Source organism: Nocardioides sp. YR527 (assembly GCF_900101045.1).
In the GTDB taxonomy this organism is placed as follows: Bacteria; Actinomycetota; Actinomycetes; order Propionibacteriales; family Nocardioidaceae; genus Nocardioides.
The window spans coordinates 69,826-87,755 of record NZ_FNFN01000011.1 but is presented as its reverse complement, the minus strand read 5'-3'; the positions used below and the strand labels follow the sequence as shown (position 1 = coordinate 87,755).

The 17,930-nt window shown below is 69.1% G+C and carries 21 protein-coding genes; 7 read left to right on the top strand and 14 right to left on the bottom strand.

The window, feature by feature from the left end; genetic code table 11:
- Positions 1-19 precede the first annotated feature (19 nt).
- The 3 genes from BLT25_RS26700 to BLT25_RS26690 all read left to right on the top strand — a co-directional run bounded on the left by BLT25_RS26700 (position 20) and on the right by BLT25_RS26690 (position 3,026).
- Complete coding sequence (locus BLT25_RS26700; RefSeq protein ID WP_256328810.1) at positions 20-625, top strand: MarR family winged helix-turn-helix transcriptional regulator; 606 nt, start codon at positions 20-22, stop codon at positions 623-625.
- Between the two features lie 77 nt (positions 626-702).
- Positions 703-1,599, top strand: coding sequence for a TIGR03621 family F420-dependent LLM class oxidoreductase (locus tag BLT25_RS26695; RefSeq protein ID WP_091052437.1), 897 nt, complete (start codon positions 703-705; stop codon positions 1,597-1,599).
- A gap of 68 nt (positions 1,600-1,667) precedes the next feature.
- Entirely contained in the window at positions 1,668-3,026 is a 1,359-nt protein-coding gene (locus BLT25_RS26690; RefSeq protein ID WP_091052435.1) for a S1C family serine protease, read from the top strand.
- 113 nt (positions 3,027-3,139) lie between these two features.
- Here the strand turns inward: BLT25_RS26690 and BLT25_RS26685 are convergent, their stop codons facing one another.
- The gene (locus BLT25_RS26685) at positions 3,140-4,162 is read right to left on the bottom strand and encodes a GNAT family N-acetyltransferase (RefSeq protein ID WP_091052434.1); all 1,023 of its coding nucleotides are present in this window, start codon (positions 4,160-4,162) and stop codon (positions 3,140-3,142) included.
- Positions 4,159-5,856: an ABC-F family ATP-binding cassette domain-containing protein gene (locus BLT25_RS26680; RefSeq protein WP_091052432.1), complete on the bottom strand. Its 1,698-nt coding sequence runs from the start codon at positions 5,854-5,856 to the stop codon at positions 4,159-4,161. Before BLT25_RS26680 ends, BLT25_RS26685 begins: the two co-directional genes overlap by 4 nt.
- A 118-nt stretch (positions 5,857-5,974) precedes the next feature.
- On the opposite strand from BLT25_RS26680, the gene BLT25_RS26675 reads away from it, so the two are divergent.
- Both BLT25_RS26675 and BLT25_RS26670 read left to right on the top strand, forming a co-directional pair.
- Positions 5,975-6,889 (top strand): alpha/beta hydrolase, encoded by a 915-nt coding sequence (locus tag BLT25_RS26675; protein WP_091052431.1) that lies wholly within the window; start codon positions 5,975-5,977, stop codon positions 6,887-6,889.
- A gap of 120 nt (positions 6,890-7,009) precedes the next feature.
- Entirely contained in the window at positions 7,010-8,311 is a 1,302-nt protein-coding gene (locus tag BLT25_RS26670) for a cytochrome P450 (protein WP_091052566.1), read from the top strand.
- A 315-nt stretch (positions 8,312-8,626) separates the two neighbouring features.
- Here BLT25_RS26670 and BLT25_RS26665 read toward each other — a convergent pair whose 3' ends face one another.
- From BLT25_RS26665 to truA, 4 genes are all read right to left on the bottom strand, one after another.
- Positions 8,627-8,863: a dihydrofolate reductase family protein gene (locus BLT25_RS26665; protein WP_091052429.1), complete on the bottom strand. Its 237-nt coding sequence runs from the start codon at positions 8,861-8,863 to the stop codon at positions 8,627-8,629.
- 57 nt (positions 8,864-8,920) lie between these two features.
- Complete coding sequence (locus BLT25_RS26660; RefSeq protein WP_143033877.1) at positions 8,921-9,301, bottom strand: hypothetical protein; 381 nt, start codon at positions 9,299-9,301, stop codon at positions 8,921-8,923.
- Between the two features lie 76 nt (positions 9,302-9,377).
- The gene (locus BLT25_RS26655; RefSeq protein ID WP_091052426.1) at positions 9,378-9,995 is read right to left on the bottom strand and encodes a class I SAM-dependent methyltransferase; all 618 of its coding nucleotides are present in this window, start codon (positions 9,993-9,995) and stop codon (positions 9,378-9,380) included.
- Entirely contained in the window at positions 9,982-10,845 is an 864-nt protein-coding gene (truA, locus tag BLT25_RS26650) for a tRNA pseudouridine(38-40) synthase TruA (protein ID WP_091052424.1), read from the bottom strand. Before truA ends, BLT25_RS26655 begins: the two co-directional genes overlap by 14 nt.
- Before the next feature lie 44 nt (positions 10,846-10,889).
- Between truA and BLT25_RS26645 the strand changes: the two genes are divergently transcribed.
- Together BLT25_RS26645 and BLT25_RS26640 are read left to right on the top strand one after the other, a co-directional pair.
- On the top strand, positions 10,890-11,837 hold the full coding sequence (locus BLT25_RS26645) for a ketopantoate reductase family protein (RefSeq protein ID WP_091052423.1): 948 nt from the start codon (positions 10,890-10,892) through the stop codon (positions 11,835-11,837).
- Positions 11,838-11,892: 55 nt separating this feature from the next.
- Entirely contained in the window at positions 11,893-12,561 is a 669-nt protein-coding gene (locus BLT25_RS26640) for a hypothetical protein (RefSeq protein ID WP_143033876.1), read from the top strand.
- A 47-nt stretch (positions 12,562-12,608) separates the two neighbouring features.
- Here the strand turns inward: BLT25_RS26640 and rplQ are convergent, their stop codons facing one another.
- The 8 genes from rplQ to BLT25_RS26600 all read right to left on the bottom strand — a co-directional run bounded on the left by rplQ (position 12,609) and on the right by BLT25_RS26600 (position 17,923).
- On the bottom strand, positions 12,609-13,130 hold the full coding sequence (rplQ, locus tag BLT25_RS26635) for a 50S ribosomal protein L17 (RefSeq protein ID WP_091052420.1): 522 nt from the start codon (positions 13,128-13,130) through the stop codon (positions 12,609-12,611).
- Positions 13,131-13,254: 124 nt separating this feature from the next.
- Entirely contained in the window at positions 13,255-14,271 is a 1,017-nt protein-coding gene (locus tag BLT25_RS26630) for a DNA-directed RNA polymerase subunit alpha (RefSeq protein ID WP_008361061.1), read from the bottom strand.
- Positions 14,272-14,422: 151 nt separating this feature from the next.
- On the bottom strand, positions 14,423-15,031 hold the full coding sequence (gene rpsD / locus BLT25_RS26625) for a 30S ribosomal protein S4 (protein WP_091052418.1): 609 nt from the start codon (positions 15,029-15,031) through the stop codon (positions 14,423-14,425).
- A gap of 34 nt (positions 15,032-15,065) precedes the next feature.
- Complete coding sequence (gene rpsK, locus BLT25_RS26620) at positions 15,066-15,467, bottom strand: 30S ribosomal protein S11 (RefSeq protein WP_091052417.1); 402 nt, start codon at positions 15,465-15,467, stop codon at positions 15,066-15,068.
- A 79-nt stretch (positions 15,468-15,546) separates the two neighbouring features.
- Positions 15,547-15,924 carry a 30S ribosomal protein S13 gene (gene rpsM / locus BLT25_RS26615; RefSeq protein WP_008361056.1) on the bottom strand — a complete coding sequence of 126 codons (378 nt, stop codon included), beginning with the start codon at positions 15,922-15,924 and terminating at the stop codon, positions 15,547-15,549.
- Positions 15,925-16,073: 149 nt separating this feature from the next.
- Positions 16,074-16,187 carry a 50S ribosomal protein L36 gene (rpmJ, locus tag BLT25_RS26610; RefSeq protein WP_008361054.1) on the bottom strand — a complete coding sequence of 38 codons (114 nt, stop codon included), beginning with the start codon at positions 16,185-16,187 and terminating at the stop codon, positions 16,074-16,076.
- A gap of 27 nt (positions 16,188-16,214) precedes the next feature.
- Positions 16,215-16,436: a translation initiation factor IF-1 gene (gene infA, locus BLT25_RS26605; protein ID WP_011757309.1), complete on the bottom strand. Its 222-nt coding sequence runs from the start codon at positions 16,434-16,436 to the stop codon at positions 16,215-16,217.
- 233 nt (positions 16,437-16,669) lie between these two features.
- Positions 16,670-17,923 (bottom strand): styrene monooxygenase/indole monooxygenase family protein, encoded by a 1,254-nt coding sequence (locus BLT25_RS26600; RefSeq protein ID WP_091052415.1) that lies wholly within the window; start codon positions 17,921-17,923, stop codon positions 16,670-16,672.
- Between the last annotated feature and the right edge of the window lie 7 nt (positions 17,924-17,930).

Here is a 17,930-nt window from a genome sequence, read left to right as displayed (position 1 = left end):
CCGAAGTTAGGATCTGTACATGCCCGAGATGCGCCACTCCGCCGACCTTCCCGGGAGCCTCCCGGCCACGCCTGGAATCGGACTCGGTGCCACGCCGGAGAGCATCGTCCTCACGCCCGAGGCGCTGCCGGAGGACCGGGCCGACCGTCACGTCGCGCGGTGGCGCGACCACTGGATCGACGTCGACTTCGACGACGAGATCGAGGCGATCACGGTGCGGATCGGCTCCATCTCGAAGTTCTTCGACGATGCTCGTGCGGCGGCGGCCAACGAGGTCGGTCTGGCCGACTTCGAGTACAAGACGCTCCACATGCTGATGATCCGCGACACCCCCGGCCACGCCTCGCCCACGACCCTCGCCAAGGACCTCGACATCAGTCCGGCCGGGATGACGGGACGGCTCGACAGCATGGAGAAGGCCGGGTGGGTGCGGCGTACGACATCGGTGGAGGACCGTCGCAAGATCAGCGTCGAGGCGACCAAGGCGGGCATCGAGATCTGGCGACGGGCGATGGACCTGCGCGGCGAGGCCGAGACCAGGCTGCTCGAGACGCTGAGTCCGGAGCGGCGTACGGACCTGGCGGCCCTGCTCAAGCAGGTGACCCTGCGGATCGAGGGCGAATAGCGGCTGCGCGGATCTGCGTACGCCGTGGTCGCCGGTGAGCGGATCCGCTCACGCGCCGCCAGGACCAGCCTGGAGGCATGACCACCACACCTGAGACCAGACCCTTCCGCTTCGGCGTCGTCGCGGCTCAGGCGCCCACGGGCGCCGCCTGGAGCGACCTCGCCCACCGTGTCGAGAGCGCGGGCTACGACACCCTCGTCATGCCGGACAACGTGTCCTTCGGCCATGCCGTCTTCCCGGCTCTGGCGGCCGCCGCGGCGGTGACCACGAGGCTCCACGTCGGGACGTACGTCCTGGCCAACGACTTCCGCCACCCCGTCCAGGTCGCCAAGGAGTCGGCCACGCTCTCCGTGCTCGCGGGCGGCCGCTTCGAGCTGGGCCTCGGCGCCGGGCGGCCCGACTCGGCCCGGGAGAACGCGATGCTGGGGCTGGGCTTCGACCCGCCCGGCGTACGCGTGGACCGGCTCGTGGAGTCCATCGGGATCATCAAGCGGCTCCTGGCCGGTGAGACCGTCACCGTCGACGGACCCCACCACCGGGCTGTCGAGGCCTCGGTGCTGCCCTATGGGACCGAACCCCAGCAGGTGCCGATCCTGATCGCCGGCGGCGGACCACGGATGCTGCGGATCGCGGGCGAGCACGCCGACGTCGCCGCCCTCGGGATCCCCTTCTCCGCCGAGGAACCGGAAGCGCTGGCGGCCATCGACCACGTACGCTCCGCCGACCGCCCCGCTCCCGAGCTCAACATGAACCTGATGGCGGTGGGCGAGACCGTTCCGCGCTACCTGGCCGGCCGGCTCGACCCCGCGGCGCTCGCTGCCAAGGGCGCCGTCGGCGTCGTCACCGGATCCGCCGAGGAGATGGCCGACCAGCTCCGCGAGCGCCGGGAACGGCTGGGCGTCTCCTACGTCCTGGTCGGCGACGAACTGATGGAGGCGTTCGCCCCGGTCGTCGGCGTCCTCGCCGGGTCCTGAAGCATCTCTTCGAGACCGCATAGCCCAGTCTCAGCAGGTTCACAGCGACGTTGCGCACACTGAATGACATGACCGAACCCACTCCTCAGCAGCAGCCCGGTGGGACCCCGCCGCAGTGGACGCCCCCGGGCGCCGACGCAAGCGCGACGACTCCGCCCCCCGCCGCTCCGACCACGCCGCCTCCCGGGGTGGCTCCGACCGCAGTCCTGTCGACGCCTCCGGCGGCCCTCGCGACGACCCCCAAGCCCAAGGCGCGCCGGGCCACGCTCGCTGCCACGGCACTCGTCGGCGCCCTCGTGCTCGGCGGCGGAGCCGGCTTCGGTGGCGCGGCACTGTTCTACTCGACCCAGGACGACGGCGCCCGCAACGGCGGCAGCTCGGCGACCGGCTCCCAGGTCGTCGACAGCGACGCACCTGAGGGCACCGCCGAGAAGGTGGCGGCCAAGGTGCTGCCCTCGGTCGTCAAGATCGAGGTCTCCACCCAGGCGGGCAGCGGCTCGGGCTCGGGCATCATCCTCTCCTCCGACGGCCTGATCCTGACCAACAACCACGTCGTCGACCTCTCCTCCGAGAGCACCCAGGAGACCAACCCCGGCTTCCCCGGCTCGCCCGACCAGGACCAGCAGGAGCAGCAGGGACAGGATCAGCAGGGCTCCTCGATCACCGTCGACTTCAGCGACGGCACCTCGGCCTCGGCCAAGGTGGTCGGCACCGACCCGCTCACCGACACCGCCGTGATCCAGGCCGAGAACGTCTCCGGCCTCACCCCGGCCACGATCGGCGAGTCCAGCAACCTCGTGGTCGGGCAGGACGTGGTCGCGATCGGGTCGCCGTACGGCCTGGACTCGACCGTCACCACCGGCATCGTCAGCGCCCTGGACCGCCCGGTCAACGTCGGGTCCGACTCCTCCGGCAACGCGACCGTCTACCCGGCCATCCAGACCGACGCCGCGATCAACCCCGGCAACTCCGGCGGGGCACTGGTCGACATGAACGGCAACGTGGTCGGCATCAATGCCTCGATCAGGTCCAACTCCTCCTCGAGCGAGGAGGCCGGCTCCATCGGTCTCGGTTTCGCGATCCCGATCGACGAGGTGCTCCCGATCATCGACCAGCTCAAGGCGGGCGACGAGGCCACCCACGCCCGAATGGGGATCTCGGTCGGCGACAGCGCCGGCGCCCAGTCCGGCCAGACCGCCGTCACCGGTGCCGTCGTTCAGGACGTCACCGCGGACAGCGCTGCCGAGAAGGCCGGCCTGAAGAAGGGCGACACGATCACCAAGGTCGACGAGCACCAGATCAATGGCTCCGACTCCCTGGTCGCCACGGTCCGCTCCTACCGCCCCGGCGACGAGGTCGAGGTGACCTGGTCCCGCGACGGCAAGGAGCAGAGCGCCAAGATCACCCTGGACTCCGACGCCACCTGATCTCCCCGCAAGACGCTGGTGCTTCCGACGGAAACCTCAGCGCCGCGGGGTGCCAACGACCGAGCGCCTCATGCCCGTCCCCGCGGGTATGAGGCGCTCGTGCGCGTCCCGCCTCAGGTGACCTGCTTCTGGATGCTGCACAGCCACTCGACCGGCTCGAAGCCCATCGCCTCGTTGACCTGGATCATGTGGGCGTTGACCTCGGCGTTGTAGGTCGACAGGGTCGGCACCTCCGGCCGCTCGGACTGAAGCAGTCGGAGATTGGCGACCTTCACCGCCAGCCCGAGCCGGTGGCCCCGGTGAGCACCCTCGACCAGGGTGCCCCACTGATAGCTGTTGCCGTCCAGGCTCGAGTAGCCGATCACCGTGTAGGCCACCACCCGGCCGTCGGCGTCCACCGCCACCGAGTGGTAGAGGGTCCGCTTCTGGGCCGCGACCAGCTCCTCGGTCTCGCGCACCCTCGCCACGTCGGGTTCGAGCGCCTCGACGTCCAGGTCGCCGGTCGGCGCCTCGGTCTCCAGGCTGGCGTCGAGCACCGCCCAGCTCTCGACGATGTCGTCGGGCACCCGGCCGACCCAGGACCGCAGCGTGTAGTCGCCGTGCTTCTCGGCGGCCTCCGCCGCCAGCCGGTCGAGGACGTGGTCCGGCACCGGGAGCCGCAGCAGGCGGCGTACCTCCACCAGGGCGGGCGCGTAGCCCCGCGCGATCCCGAAGTCCCGCCCCGGTGATCCCTCGCCGCCGGACCCGAGCGACCAGGGCCACCAGACCTCACCCGTGAACGACGTACGCCCCTGGGACCGAGCCTCCGCCTCGACATGGTCGAGCAGGCCGGTGCCGTGGCCCTGGCGCCGGTGAGTCGGCAGAACGGCCACCACGAGCGTCGCCCGGTGCAGGTTGTCGAGCAGCGGCATGGCCACCCAGGCGGCAGCGACCGCCGTGTCACCGACCCGGCCGACGTAGGCGCGGCGGTCGGTCTTCTCGGACTGCTGCCGCAGCTCGACGCGCTGCTCCTCACGCGCCCACAGATCCGCGTCGGGGCCGCGTACGTCCAGCCACGACGCGGTCATCACGTCGAACCACGCGTCGAAGGCGTCGTCGTCGAACGGGTCGACGCGCTCGATCACCAGCTCACTCATCGGGACCTCTCCACTCTCGTCTCGTCCCAGACCGGCTCCGGTGACTCGTAGACGTCGCCGTTGGCGCCGTAGACCAGGAAGCGGTCGAAGCCACGGGCGAACCAGCGGTCGTGGGTGACCGCGACGACGGTGCCCTCGAACGACTCCAGCCCGGCTTCGAGGGCCTCGGCGGACTGGACGTCGAGGTTGTCGGTCGGCTCGTCGAGCAGCAGCAGGGTGGCGCCGCTCAGCTCGAGCAGAAGGATCTGGAAGCGCGCCTGCTGCCCGCCGGAGAGCGAGTCGAAGGTCTGCTCCGCCGCGTGCGCGAGCTCGTAGCGGTCGAGCACCCGCGAGGCGGCCTCGCGGCCCATCCCCGAGCGTCCACGCCCGTCAGGGGTGGCCTCACCGCGATGCAGGATGTCGAGCAACGTACGCCCCATCAGCTCCGGATGGGCATGGGTCTGCACGAACCAGCCCGGCCGCACGCGGGCGCCGAGCTTGGCCTTCCCACGGTGGCGGACCGGCTCGATGGGAGTGTCCTCGACCGGGCGGTGCTCCACGTCCGGGTCGGTGCCGCCGCGGGCGAGCAGCCGCAGGAAATGGGACTTACCCGAGCCGTTGGAGCCGAGCACAGCGACCCGCTCGCCGTACCAGACCTCCAGGTCGAACGGGCGCATCAGTCCGGTGAGCTCGAGCGCCTCGCAGACCACCGCTCGCTTGCCGGTGCGCCCGCCGCGCAGCCGCATCTGCACCGCCTGCTCTCGTGGCTGCTCGACGGGCGGCCCGGCCTCCTCGAACTTCCGGAGCCGTGTCTGGGCCGCCTTGTACTGGCTGGACATCCCGTCGTTGTACTCCGACTTGACCTTCAGCCGCAGAACCAGCGCCTTGATCTTGGCGTGCTCCTCGTCCCAGCGCCGGCGCTGCTCCTCGAACCGCAGGAACCGGTCCTTGCGGGCCTCGTGATAGGAGGCGAACCCACCAGGATGCGTCCACGTGCTGTTGCCGGCGCCGGACGCACCGAGCTCGACCGTGACCACCCTGGTCGCGGTGTTGTCCAGCAGCTCACGGTCGTGGCTGACGTAGAGAATGGTCTTCGGGGACTCCCGGATGCGCTCCTCGAGCCAGATCTTGCCGGGCACGTCGAGGAAGTTGTCCGGCTCGTCGAGCAACAGCACCTCGTCGGGGCCGCGCAGCAGATACTCGAGCACCAGGCGCTTCTGCTCGCCGCCGGAGAGCGTGTCCAGGGAGCGGTAGCGGGCCCGGTCGTAGGGCACCCCGAGCCCGGCCATGGTGCACACGTCCCAGACGACCTCGATGTCGTAGCCGCCGGCGTCGGCGTACTCGGACAGCGCGGTCGCATAGCGCATCTGCAGCCGCTCGTCCTCCGACGACATCAGCTCCAGCTCGCAGGCCTCCACGGCTGCCGCCGCCTCGCGCACCCGCGCGGGCGCCACCGAGAGCAGCAGCTCGCCTACGGTCGAGGAGCCCTTGCCGACCATCTGCCGCATCACCCCGAGGCCGCCCGAGCGCACCACGGATCCGGTCGTCGGGGTCAGCTCGCCGATGACGATCCGCAGCAGCGTCGTCTTCCCCGCGCCGTTGGCGCCGACCAGTGCGACCTTCGCGCCATCGCCCACCCGGAAGGAGACGTCGTCGAGCAGCACCCGTCCGTCAGGCAGCTGGAAACTCACTCCAGCAACGTCCACATGTCCCACAGCCGTCCAGTCTGGCACCTGTGTCGAATGGTTATTCCACATTGGGATTCGTAAAGCGGTCCCATCAGTAGAACGTGACGCTCGACACATTTCGGCTATTAACGATATTACTGTCGCCATGCCTCCGCTCGACAGCCAGATCGCTGACCTGCTCACCCTCTTCGCGAAGGGCCAGCCCCTGGAGTCCTTCGACCCACCGACGGCGCGAGCGCTCTATCGCGCGCTGGGCGAGGGCATCCCGCTTCCACCCGTCGGATCGGTGGAGAGCTCGGTGATCCCGGGACCGGCCGGCGACCTGGACGTACGCATCTACCGGCCCGCCACGGAGGGGCCACTACCCGCGATCGTGATGTTCCACGGCGGCGGTTGGGTGGTCGGCGACCTCGACACCCACGAGGACCAGGCCCGCAACCTCTCCACCATCTGTGACGCCGTGGTCGTCGCGGTCGACTACCGGCTCGCCCCCGAGCACCCGTTCCCCGCTGCCTGCGACGACGCTCTGGCCGCCGCTCGCTGGGTCAGCGACAACGCGGCGACGCTCGGCGGCGACGGCCGGGTCGCGGTCGCCGGTGACAGTGCCGGCGGCAACCTGTCGGCCATGGTCGCCCAGGTCTTCCGCGACGAGGGCCGCGAGCTCGCCGGCCAGCTGCTGATCTACCCGGCGACCGACATGACCAGCGGCTACCCCTCCTACGCCGAGAACGGCCACGGCTACTTCCTCGAGCTGCCGACGATGAAGTGGTTCTCCGACCACTACGTGGGCGACGCCGACCGTGCCGACCCGCGACTGAGCCCGATCAAGGGCTCCCTGGAGGGTCTGGCGCCGGCGGTCGTGGTGACCGCGGAGTTCGATCCGCTGCGCGACGAGGGCATCGCGTACGCCAAGGCGCTGGAGAGCTCGGGCGTCCCGATGACCTACCACCACTGCGACGGCCTCATCCACGGCTTCTTCGCCATGGGCCACCACTCGCAGGCGGCGCAGCTGGCGATCGAGGAGACGTGTGCGCTGTTCAGGACCGTGCTCCACGGGTGATCCCGGGACGACCCTGAGGGGTGATCCAAGACACATCGTCAAACCAGGGGTATTCCTGATGACCGTGGTTTGACGATGGTCCAGACTGGCCGCATGCAGATTGCCGCCCAGGTGAAATCGATGACGCGACCCGTGACGGAGCGTGTCCGCAAGCTTGCCCTGCAGTTCGCGATGCGGGGCAAGGAGTCGCCGATCCCCGACATCACCACGCTGCGCAAGATCCCCGAGCACCTGACCTTCCCGCTGCGCCGTGACGGCCTCGACCCGGTCCCGATGCTCGCGGAGAGCCGCGAGCAGGCGCCGGTCACCAAGCTGGGCTCGGTGCTCGGCCTCGACATCGTGCTGGTCACCGGTCATGCCGAGTCCAAGCACGTCCTGGCGGACAAGAACGCCTACTCCAACGACATGCGCCACCTGCTCGGCACCCGCAAGCGCACCGACGCCGAGGGCATCGGTGGCCTCGGCATGACCGACCCGCCCGACCACACCAAGCTCCGCGGGCTGCTGACCCCGGAGTTCACCATGCGCCGCCTCGGCCGTCTCAACGAGATGATCGACCGGATCGTCACCGACGCACTCGACGGCATGGAGGCCCACGGCCCCGAGGTCGACCTGGTCCAGCACTTCGGCTTCGAGATCCCGTTCCGGGTGATCTGTGAGCTGCTCGGCATGCCCGAGGACGTACGCGACGAGTTCCACAAGCTCGGCATGGCCCGTTTCGATCTCTCCGAGGGTGGTGCGGGCGCCTTCGGTGCCGCCACCGAGACCCGGACGTTCCTCATCGAGCAGGTCCGTCAGCAGCGCGCCAACCCCGGCGACGGCATGATCGGCGAGATCATCCGCAACAAGGGCGCGGAGTACGACGACGTCGAGCTCGGCGGCCTCGCCGACGGCGTCTTCCTCGGCGGCTACGAGACCTCCGCCTCGATGCTCTCCATGGGCGCCTACGTCCTGATGCAGAACCCGGAGGCGTACGAGATCCTGCGCTCGGGCGACCGTGCCGAGGTCGACAAGGTCGTCGAGGAGCTGCTCCGCTACCTGTGCCCGGTCCAGCTCGCGTTCCCGCGCTTCGCCCGCGAGGACCACGACCTCTTCGGCGTACCGATCAAGAAGGGCGCCGTCGTCCTGGTCAGCCTGACCGGCGCCAACCGCGACCCCGCGGTGGTCCCGAAGCCGGAGCAGTTCGACCTCCGCAACGCCGACACGATGCACTTCGCCTTCGGCCACGGCATGCACCGCTGCGTCGGCGCCGAGCTCGCCCGAATGGAGCTCCGCGCCGCCCTCACCGGCCTCGCCCGCCGCTTCCCCGACCTGGCCATGGCCACCGACGACCCCGGCGACCTCGGCTGGCGCGACCTCTCGGTCGTCTACAGCCTCGACCGCCTCCCCGTCCGGCTCGCCAAGGACCCCGTCCCCGCCTGATCACTGCCCCTGAAGCCCCCGGGATCGCGGCGACTGCTGCGCCGATGCCCGGCGCAACAGCGAGCAGCCACCACACCAGACGCAGGGATGACGTCGCCATACCAAGTGGGGTGTTCTCTGCTCACCCATCGAGCCTGGCCACCTCCGCAGGTCGCCACATCCGCACGGATACTCAGACTGCGCGTAGCCGGGTCGCCAGGAACCATCCCGCCTGCCTATGGCGGTGGACGTGAGCTTGTGAACGATTCACAAACTCACGCCCACTGCCATAGGCGCCGACAGGAGCAGCCGTGAGTCGAGGTCGTCCCTGGCGCGCTACCGGATCAGTGCGTACGTGAGGACGACCGCACCGTTGCCGAGGTCGGTCACGTTCTGCAGGTCCATCGCGGTCGCGCCGAGGCCGGTCAGCAGCGACTCACCGGAGCCGGCGACGAACGGGGACAGGCTCACGTGGAGCTCGTCGAGCAGGCCGGCCTCGACGGCGTCCCCGGGGCGCACCTCGGCGTTCCAGGTGGTCTCCGTGAGCGTCGTGGACGCGAGGTACTTCGGCAAGGTGTTGAACCTGTCGGCCAGGTCAGCAGCGAGGCCCTCACGTCGGCGCGGTAGCGGTCAGCCGTTCCGGCGCTGAGGCGCCGACTCCTCGCTGATCGCCACGGCGATCCAGGGCGCCAGGACGTACGCCGGGATCGCCAGCAGCGGCAGGCTCGTCATCGGGGTCGCGATGATCACGAACGCGGCCCCGGTGCAGAACCGGCCCAGCCCGGCGCGCATGCTCAAGAACGCTCCGACGACCGGCCCGATCAGCCCCACGACGAGCATCACCGGCACGCTCACCAGCCGCGACAGCTCGATCCCGGAGCTCGTCACGGCAAGGTAGACGGGCAGCACCGTCACCAGGCTCAACAGCGCGGAGACACCCCAGGCCTTATAGGAGCGAGCCAGGCGCTGACCGTTCGTCAGCGCGGGGGGCGTCATCGTGGGACTGGTCATGGACGGAGTCTGGCAGCGCACCCCGCGCGACCGGCCGTGAGACGCGCGAGACGGCGGAAACCGGCACCTGTGCCGTTCAAGCGCGGCGCGTCTCGAGGACGCGGAACCCCTTGGCGCTGCCGATGCGCTCGGTCGGGTAGCCCTGCTCGCCGAGCCAGCGCTGGAGTGAGTCGCCGCCCAGGTTCTTGCCGACGACCATGACCGCGCGGCCGCCGGGGGCGAGGCGCGGAAGCCAGGTCAGGAGGAGCTCGTGGAGGGCCTGCTTGCCGATCCGGATCGGCGGGTTGCTCCAGATCTCGTCGTACGTCACCGCCGGGTCGATCTCGGCCGGGACCGCGGCCCGATAGCGGTCACCCAGTCCGAGCTTCGCAGCGTTCTCGTTGGCCAGCAGAACGGCGCGCTCGTTGACGTCGACCCCGGTGACGTACGCCTCCGGCACCGCGAGACCCAGCGCGAGCCCGATCACGCCGTAGCCGCAGCCGAGATCGAGGACGCGCGCGCCCGGCTTCAGCGCGGGCGGCTCGGTCTCCTTGAACAGCACCGAGGTGCCGATGTCCAGGCGCCCCTTGGCGAAGACGCCGGACCCCGAGACCAGCGAGAGGTCGAGGTCCCACACGGTCGTCGAGACGGGGATCCGCTCGAAGGGCACCGACGGGTCGGCGGAGAAGTAGTGCTCGTCGTCAGTCCCGGTCAAGCTCGCTCGCCTCTCTGCGGTTCATGGTGCGTTCGTGCTGGGCCGCCAGCTGCTCGTCGGGCGGGTAGGCGACCTCTTCGAGGGTCAGTCCGTTGGCCGGCGCGATCGGGATCGACGAGGACCGCGAGCGCGAGGCCAGCGACTCCTTGGCCCAGGTGACGTCCTTGCGGCCCTCCCCGATCACCATCAGGCAGCCGACCAGCGAGCGCACCATCGAGTGGCAGAAGGCGTCGGCGAGGACGGTCGCCTCGATGATGCCGTCGGGGCGCCGTTCCCAGCTGAGCTGGCGCAGGTCGCGGATCGTGGTCGCGCCCTCGCGCGGCTTGCAGAAGGAGGCGAAGTCGTTGAGCCCGATGAGATCCGCGGAGGCGACGTTCATCAGCGACAGGTCGAGCGGCCGCGTCCGGTAGAGCACGTGCCCGCGCAGCAGCGGGTCGACGTACGCCGGGTCGTCCACGATCCGGTAGACGTAGCGTCGCCACAACGCCGAGAACCGGGCGTTGAAACCCACCGGCGCCTCGACGGCGGCCCGCACCCGCACGTCGGCGGGGAGGATCCCGTTCAGGCGGCGCACCAGCGCCTCGAGCGGCGACTGCTCGGAGCGTCCGCGCGACGACTCGAGCACGTCGGCGTCGATGTCGAAGTGGGCGACCTGGCCGCGGGCGTGCACGCCCGAGTCCGTCCGCCCGGCGACCGTCACCCACACCTGGGACCGCTCCCCCGTCCCCGGCACCCGCAGCGCGGTCGCCAGCGCGCCCTGGAGCTCCCCCTGGACCGTACGCAGCCCCGGCTGGGTCGCCCAGCCATGGAACGTGGTGCCGTCGTAGGCGAGGTCGATCCTGATGCGCACGGCCCCATTCTCGCAGCGACCACGTCGTTTGCCAGACTCGGCGCATGCGCTACGTGATCTTCGGAGCAGGAGCGGTCGGCGGCGTCGCGGGCGGCCTGCTGCACAGGGCAGGGATCGACGTCACCCTGGTGGCCCGCGGCCAGCACCTCCGCGCGATCCAGGACCTCGGCCTCAGCCTCGACACCCCCGACGGCGTGCTGACCCTCGACGTCCCCGCGGTCGAGGGCGCGAGCCAGGTCGCCTGGACCGAGGACACCGTCGTGCTCCTCAGCGTCAAGGGCCAGCAGACCGAGGCCGCGCTCGAGGACCTGGCGGCCTACGCCCCGCCGAGCACCCCGGTCGTCTCCCTGCAGAACGGCGTCGCGAACGAGCCGCGGATCCTGCGACGCTTCGCCCGGACGTACGCCATCCATGTCATCCTTCCCGCCACCTTCCTGACCCCGGGCGCCGTCGTCCAGGACTCCGGCAACAAGCCCGGCATCCTGGACATCGGCCGCTACCCCACCGGCGTCGACGAGATCACCACGGCGATCGCGAACGACCTGGTCAAGGCGGGGTTCCTGAGCGAGCCGCGCGCCGACATCTTGGCCTGGAAGCACCGCAAGCTCCTCAACAACCTCGGCAACGGCATCAACGCCGCGATCGCCCCCGGCCCCAGCAGCGAGGAGATCTACGCCCGCTGCCTGGCCGAGGCGGAGTCCGCCCTCGCCGCCGCCGGGATCAGCGTCGTGACCGCCGACCAGGACCGGACCCGGCGAGCCGGCCACATCACCGGACGCGGCGGCGCCAACAACAGCTCGACCTGGCAGAGCCTCACCCGCGGCACCGGCGTCGAGATCGACTACCTCTCCGGCGAGATCGTCCTGCTCGGTCGCCTCCACGGCGTCCCGACACCCGCCAACGAGGCCATCCAGCACGCGGTCCACGACATCGCCCGCACCGGCGCCGGGCCCGGCAGCATCGACGGCGCCACCTTCCTCGCCGGCCTCTGACAACTGGCCCGAATGGGGTGGTCAGGTACGCAGCGAGTCCGGCAGGCTGCCGGCCATGAGCCACCCCGCGCCGCCTCCCCCGCCGTCCCCCACGCCGCTGCCACCGACCCACACCACCGGATCCGCCCCTCGATCGACGATGGCCGTCACCACTGTCGTGGTCGTGGCGGTGGTGGTCCTGCAGATCGCGATCGCGCTGATCGGCTTCGTCCTGACGTACGCCCTCGGCGGCACGGTCGCCAGCATGTCCATCTCCAACGTCGTGACCGTGGTGCTCAACGCGCTGCTGTACGCCGTGGTCGCAGGTGGTGCCGCGGTCATCGCCCGCACCCCGACGGGCCGGCTCCTCGGCATCGTGTTGCCGATGCTCTCCTGGCTGATGAGCACGGTGTTCTGGTACGGCCTCATCCGACTGCTGGACTTCTACAACCCGGCCGTCATCGGCTTTCTCGCTCCGATGCTCCTGCTGCTGGTGCTGGCCGGCTGGGGATGTGCCGCCTGGTCCGGCCGCCGATGGCTGATCGGGCTGCCGATCACCTACGTCCTGCTCATCGTGGCGCAGACGCCGCTCTCCCTCGCGCTCGCGCCCGCCATGTCCCTCGACAACATCGCCGCGGCACAGCTGCTGTCGGCCATCTCAACCGTTGCGACGACCGTCGTCATGGTCGCCGGCGGGGTCATCTGCTGGCTGCTCGCCCGCTCCGAGCAGAGCTCCGGGAAATGACAGTGGCCCGTCACCCTCGCGGGTGACGGGCCACAGTTCAGAACAGATCAGGCCTTGGCCTCGGTGGTCTCCTCAGCGGGAGCCTCCTCGGCAGCAACCTCGGTCTCGTCGGCGGCGGTCTCCTCGACCGGAGCCTCCTCGACCGGGGCCTCCTCGACGGGAGCCTCAACCGGAGCCGCGGCAGCCGGAGCAGCCTTGGTCTTCGGCTCGTAGGCCTCGTTGACGAGCTCGATCACAGCCATCGGAGCGTTGTCGCCCTTGCGGGGACCGATCTTGGTGATCCGGGTGTAGCCACCCGGACGCTCCGCGAACTGCTCGGCGATCTCGGTGAAGAGGGTGTGCACGACGGACTTGTCGCGGATGGTCTTGAGGACCTCGCGACGGTTGTGCAGGTCACCCTTCTTGGCCTTGGTGATCAGCTTCTCCGCGACGGGGCGGAGGTGCCGAGCCTTGGCCTCGGTGGTGGTGATGCGGCCGTTCTCGAACAGCGCGGTGGCGAGGTTCGAGAGGATCAGCTTCTGGTGCGCGGGCGAACCGCCGAAACGGGCACCCTTCTTCGGGGTAGGCATCGTGCCTGCTCCTTCTCTCCGGCCGTATCAGGTACCGGGGTAGACGCAGCTTTCGCTGCGATTTCCATTGTTCGGAACTTGCTCGCCGGGCCGCGGCGAAGCCGCCTGGCCCGGCGCTTTCAACTCAGTACTGCTCGTCCTCGACGAACGCGTCGTCGTCATCGTCGCCGTAGGCGGCGAGGGCGGCGGACGGGTCGAAGCCCGGAGCGCTGTCCTTGAGGGACAGACCCATCTCGTGCAGCTTCAGCTTGACCTCGTCGATCGACTTGGCGCCGAAGTTGCGGATGTCGAGCAGGTCCTGCTCCGAGCGCGAGATGAGCTCACCCACGGTGTGGATGCCCTCACGCTTGAGGCAGTTGTAGGAACGAACGGTCAGCTGCAGGTCCTCGACCGGGAGGGCGAGGTCGGCGGCGAGCTGCTCGTCGACGGGCGAGGGGCCGATGTCGATGCCCTCGGCGTCGACGTTCAGCTCACGGGCCAGACCGAAGAGCTCGACCAGGGTCTTACCGGCCGAGGCGATCGCGTCGCGGGGAGCGATCGACGGCTTGGTCTCGACGTCGATGACGAGCTTGTCGAAGTCGGTGCGCTGCTCGACACGGGTGGCCTCGACCTTGTAGCTGACCTTGAGGACCGGCGAGTAGATCGAGTCGACCGGGATCCGGCCGATCTCGTTCTCGGCGCCCTTGTTCTGGACGGCGGAGACGTAGCCACGGCCACGCTCGACGACGAGCTCGAGCTCGATCTTGCCCTTGTCGGACAGGGTCGCGATCTTCAGGTCGGGGTTGTGCACCTCGACACCGGCCGGCGGGGCGATGTCGGCAGCGGTGACGTCACCGGCACCGGACTTGCGCAGGTACATGGTGACGGGCTCGTCGTGCTCGGAGGAGACGACCAGACCCTTGAGGTTGAGGATGATCTCGGTGACATCCTCCTTGACGCCCTCGATGGTCGAGAACTCGTGGAGAACGCCGTCGATCTTGATCGAGGTGACCGAAGCACCGGGGATCGAGGAGAGCAGGGTGCGGCGAAGAGAGTTGCCCAGCGTGTAACCGAAGCCCGGCTCGAGGGGCTCGATCACGAAGCGGGAGCGGAACTCCTCGACGGACTCTTCCGACAGGGTGGGGCGCTGTGCGATAAGCACTGATTTGTCCTTTCCGGGCCGACCGCTATTTGACGGACCCGAACTTCAAGGGGTGATGACGGAAGGCTGTGGGGCTGGCAAGGCCCCGGCGTACGACTTCGCATGAAGTTGAACGCCGGGGACTCACCGTGGTTACTGCGTGATGCGTTGATCAGAGCTTCGAGTAGTACTCGACGATCAGCTGCTCCTGGACCGGGACGTCGATCTGGGCCCGGACCGGAAGCTGGTGGATCAGGATGCGCATGCGCGAGGGCACGGCCTCGATCCACGCGGGGACGACGCGCTCGCCGTGGGTCTCGCGAGCCACGATGAACGGGGTCATCTCCAGCGACTTCTCGCGAACGTCGATGACGTCGTGAGCCGAGACCTGGAACGAAGGCACGTTGACCTTCTTGCCGTTGACCAGGAAGTGGCCGTGAACGACCAGCTGGCGGGCCTGGCGGCGGGTGCGGGCGAAGCCGGCACGGTAGACGACGTTGTCCAGGCGGCCCTCGAGCAGCTGGAGCAGGTTGTCACCGGTCTTGCCACCGCGACGGTGGGCCTCGGCGTAGTAGGAGGCGAACTGCTTCTCCATCACGCCGTAGGTGAAGCGAGCCTTCTGCTTCTCACGAAGCTGGAGGAGGTACTCGCTCTCCTTGATGCGGCCGCGGCCGTGCTGGCCGGGAGGGTAGGGGCGCTTCTCGAACGCCGCGTCGTTGCCGACAAGGTCGACACCGAGACGGCGCGACTTGCGGGTCATGGGTCCGGTGTAACGGGCCATTACTCTTCAGTCTCCTTCTATGTCTCGGTGGGGATCAAACGCGGCGGCGCTTGGGCGGACGGCAGCCGTTGTGCGGAGCCGGCGTGACGTCCTGGATGGTGCCGACCTCGAGGCCGATCGCACCCAGGGAGCGGATCGCGGTCTCGCGGCCCGAGCCCGGGCCCTTCACGAAGACGTCGATCTTCTTCATGCCGTGGTCCATCGCGCGGCGGCCAGCGGCCTCGGCGGCCATCTGAGCGGCGAACGGGGTCGACTTACGCGAGCCCTTGAAACCGACGGTGCCGGCCGAGGCCCACGAGATCACCGCACCGGTCGGGTCGGTGATCGTGACGATCGTGTTGTTGAACGTGCTCTTGATGTGGGCCTCGCCCTGAGCAACGTTCTTCTTCTCCTTGCGACGAACCTTCGTCGCACCCTGTCGGGTCTTCGGAGGCATGCATTAACTCCTGTGTTGGCTGGTCTGTGTGATCGAGGCGAAAGCGCTCGTGATCACCGACGCGCAGAGCGCGTCAGGGTCACTTGGCCTTCTTCTTGCCGGCGACGGTGCGCTTCGGGCCCTTGCGGGTGCGCGCGTTGGTCTTGGTGCGCTGGCCGCGGACCGGAAGGCCCTGGCGGTGGCGGCGACCCTGGTAGCTGCCGATCTCGATCTTGCGACGGATGTCAGCCTGGACCTCACGACGGAGGTCACCCTCGGTCTGGATGCCCTGGGCTTCGATCTCGTCACGGAGCTTGACCAGCTCGTCCTCAGCCAGAGCGTGCACCCGGGTGTTCGGGTTGACGCCGGTGGCCTCGAGGAGCTTCTGCGAGGTGGTACGGCCGATGCCGTAGATGTAGGTGAGAGCGATCTCCACGCGCTTGTCGCGCGGAAGGTCAACACCTTGGAGGCGTGCCATGTCGTTCCTTCTTTGTTCGTCAGAGGTGTCGTTCGGGTCGCGCCCCGGGGTGGCACCCTCGGGCTCCGGCCTCTGAACCGGAGGTGCTTCGGAGACGTACGCCTCCTAGCGACTCGATGCGAATATTCAGTTGTCGGCGAGAAAGGGACTCAGCCCTGGCGCTGCTTGTGGCGCGGGTTCTCGCAGATCACCATGACGCGGCCGTGGCGACGGATCACCTTGCACTTGTCACAGATCTTCTTCACGCTCGGGTTGACCTTCATGTCAGCCCTTTCTTGATCGTCGGCTGGTTACTTGTACCGGTAGACGATCCGACCGCGCGTCAGGTCGTAGGGAGACAGCTCCACCACCACGCGGTCCTCGGGGAGGATCCGGATGTAGTGCTGTCGCATCTTGCCGCTGATGTGGGCGAGAACCTTGTGTCCGTTGCTCAGCTCCACACGGAACATGGCGTTGGGGAGGGCCTCCACTACGGTGCCCTCGATCTCGATCACGCCTTCTTTCTTCGGCATGCCCTCTGCAATCTGTTGGTCGGTCATCTACCGTTCAAACCACGGATCGGATGACCCGCGGGCGGTCCGGGAACCTCTCCGAGAACTCGGAGTGGACCTCGTGAAGCCATCTGCATGTCTCACCCGCGAGCGCACAGAAGCGCGCTGACCGGGCAGCCGCGAGGCACGACGAGACAGACCCACGTTGGACCGACTACCAAGCCTAGACCCCTAGAACAGCAATGCCCTAATCGTCAAGCCCTGGCCGCCGCGTCGGCCTGAGCGACCTCCGCGACGTACGCGAGCGCCGCCTCCGGGTCGCCGAGGAACGGTCCGAGATCCTCGGGGTGCGGGAACAGCCGGGTGAACCGGTCCGCCACCGCCTGGTGCTGGGTGGCCGCGCCGAGCACCTGCTGCACGTGGTCGGGCAGCGGGTTGAGCAGCGCGTCGGTCAGGCCGGTCGAGTGCTGGGCACGGGTCTCCCAGAAGGTCTCGAAGGTCGCCCGCATCCAGGCGGGGTCGAACGGCAGGTCGCCGCGCTCGAGGATCGCCTGGGTGTAGATGCCGGCGCAGTGGGCGGCGTTGTTGGACCCCTGGCCCGCGATCGGGTCGTTGACCACGACGACGTCGCCCATGCCGAAGACGTACGCTCCGTCCCCGACCTCTGCGTACGGCTTGCGGATCATGCCGGTGAACGCGCCCGAGAGCGAAGCACGGGCGTCGGTGGGTTCGCAGTCGAGCATCAGCTCGCCCTCCCACGGCATGTGCTCGAGCATCACGTGCTGCAGTCGGCGCAGGTGCTCGTCGGGACGCGGACGGTCCCAGAAGCAGTCGAAGGGGCCGTCGGGGATCGCCTCGACGAACGCGACCCGGCTCGGCCCGAACTGGGTCAGGGCGCTGATCACGAACAGCTCCCCCACGCCGGGCGCGACGTTGATCCGCATGCTCCCGGCCGGGAAGTCGTCGGGCTCGACCATGCCGTGGAGGTAGATGGCCGAGAGCGCACGGCCGGGGGTGTCGTACTTGGATCGGACCGGGTCACGGTCGAACAGGTCGACGATCTCGCCCTTGCCGGCCGCGATCAGGGTCAGCTCGTACATCGAGGCCAGGCCGGCCAGGTCGGAGGTCATCACCGGGTGGTAGATGATCCGGCCGCCCCGGTCCTCGAACAGCTCGAGCCAGGCGGACATCTTCAGGCGCTGGTCGACGGACATGGCGTACGGCTCCCAGGGCCCGTCGAACTTGAGCGCGCGGACCCCGGGCTCCGGGCTGACCGAGATGCCGACCGCGGGGATGCGGGGCGCCTCGTCCTCCCAGAGGTTGAGGTCGTAGACGCGCTCGTAGGCGAGCGCAGGGTCGAACATGACCTGCGTCGACATCGGCCAGCCGTCGCGCAGCTCGTCGGGCGTACGCGCGGACATGACCGTCACCTCATAGCCCTCGGCCTGGAGGCTGAGAGCGAGCTGCATGCCCGCCTGTCCGGCGCCGACGATCAGGATCTTGCGCAATGAAACT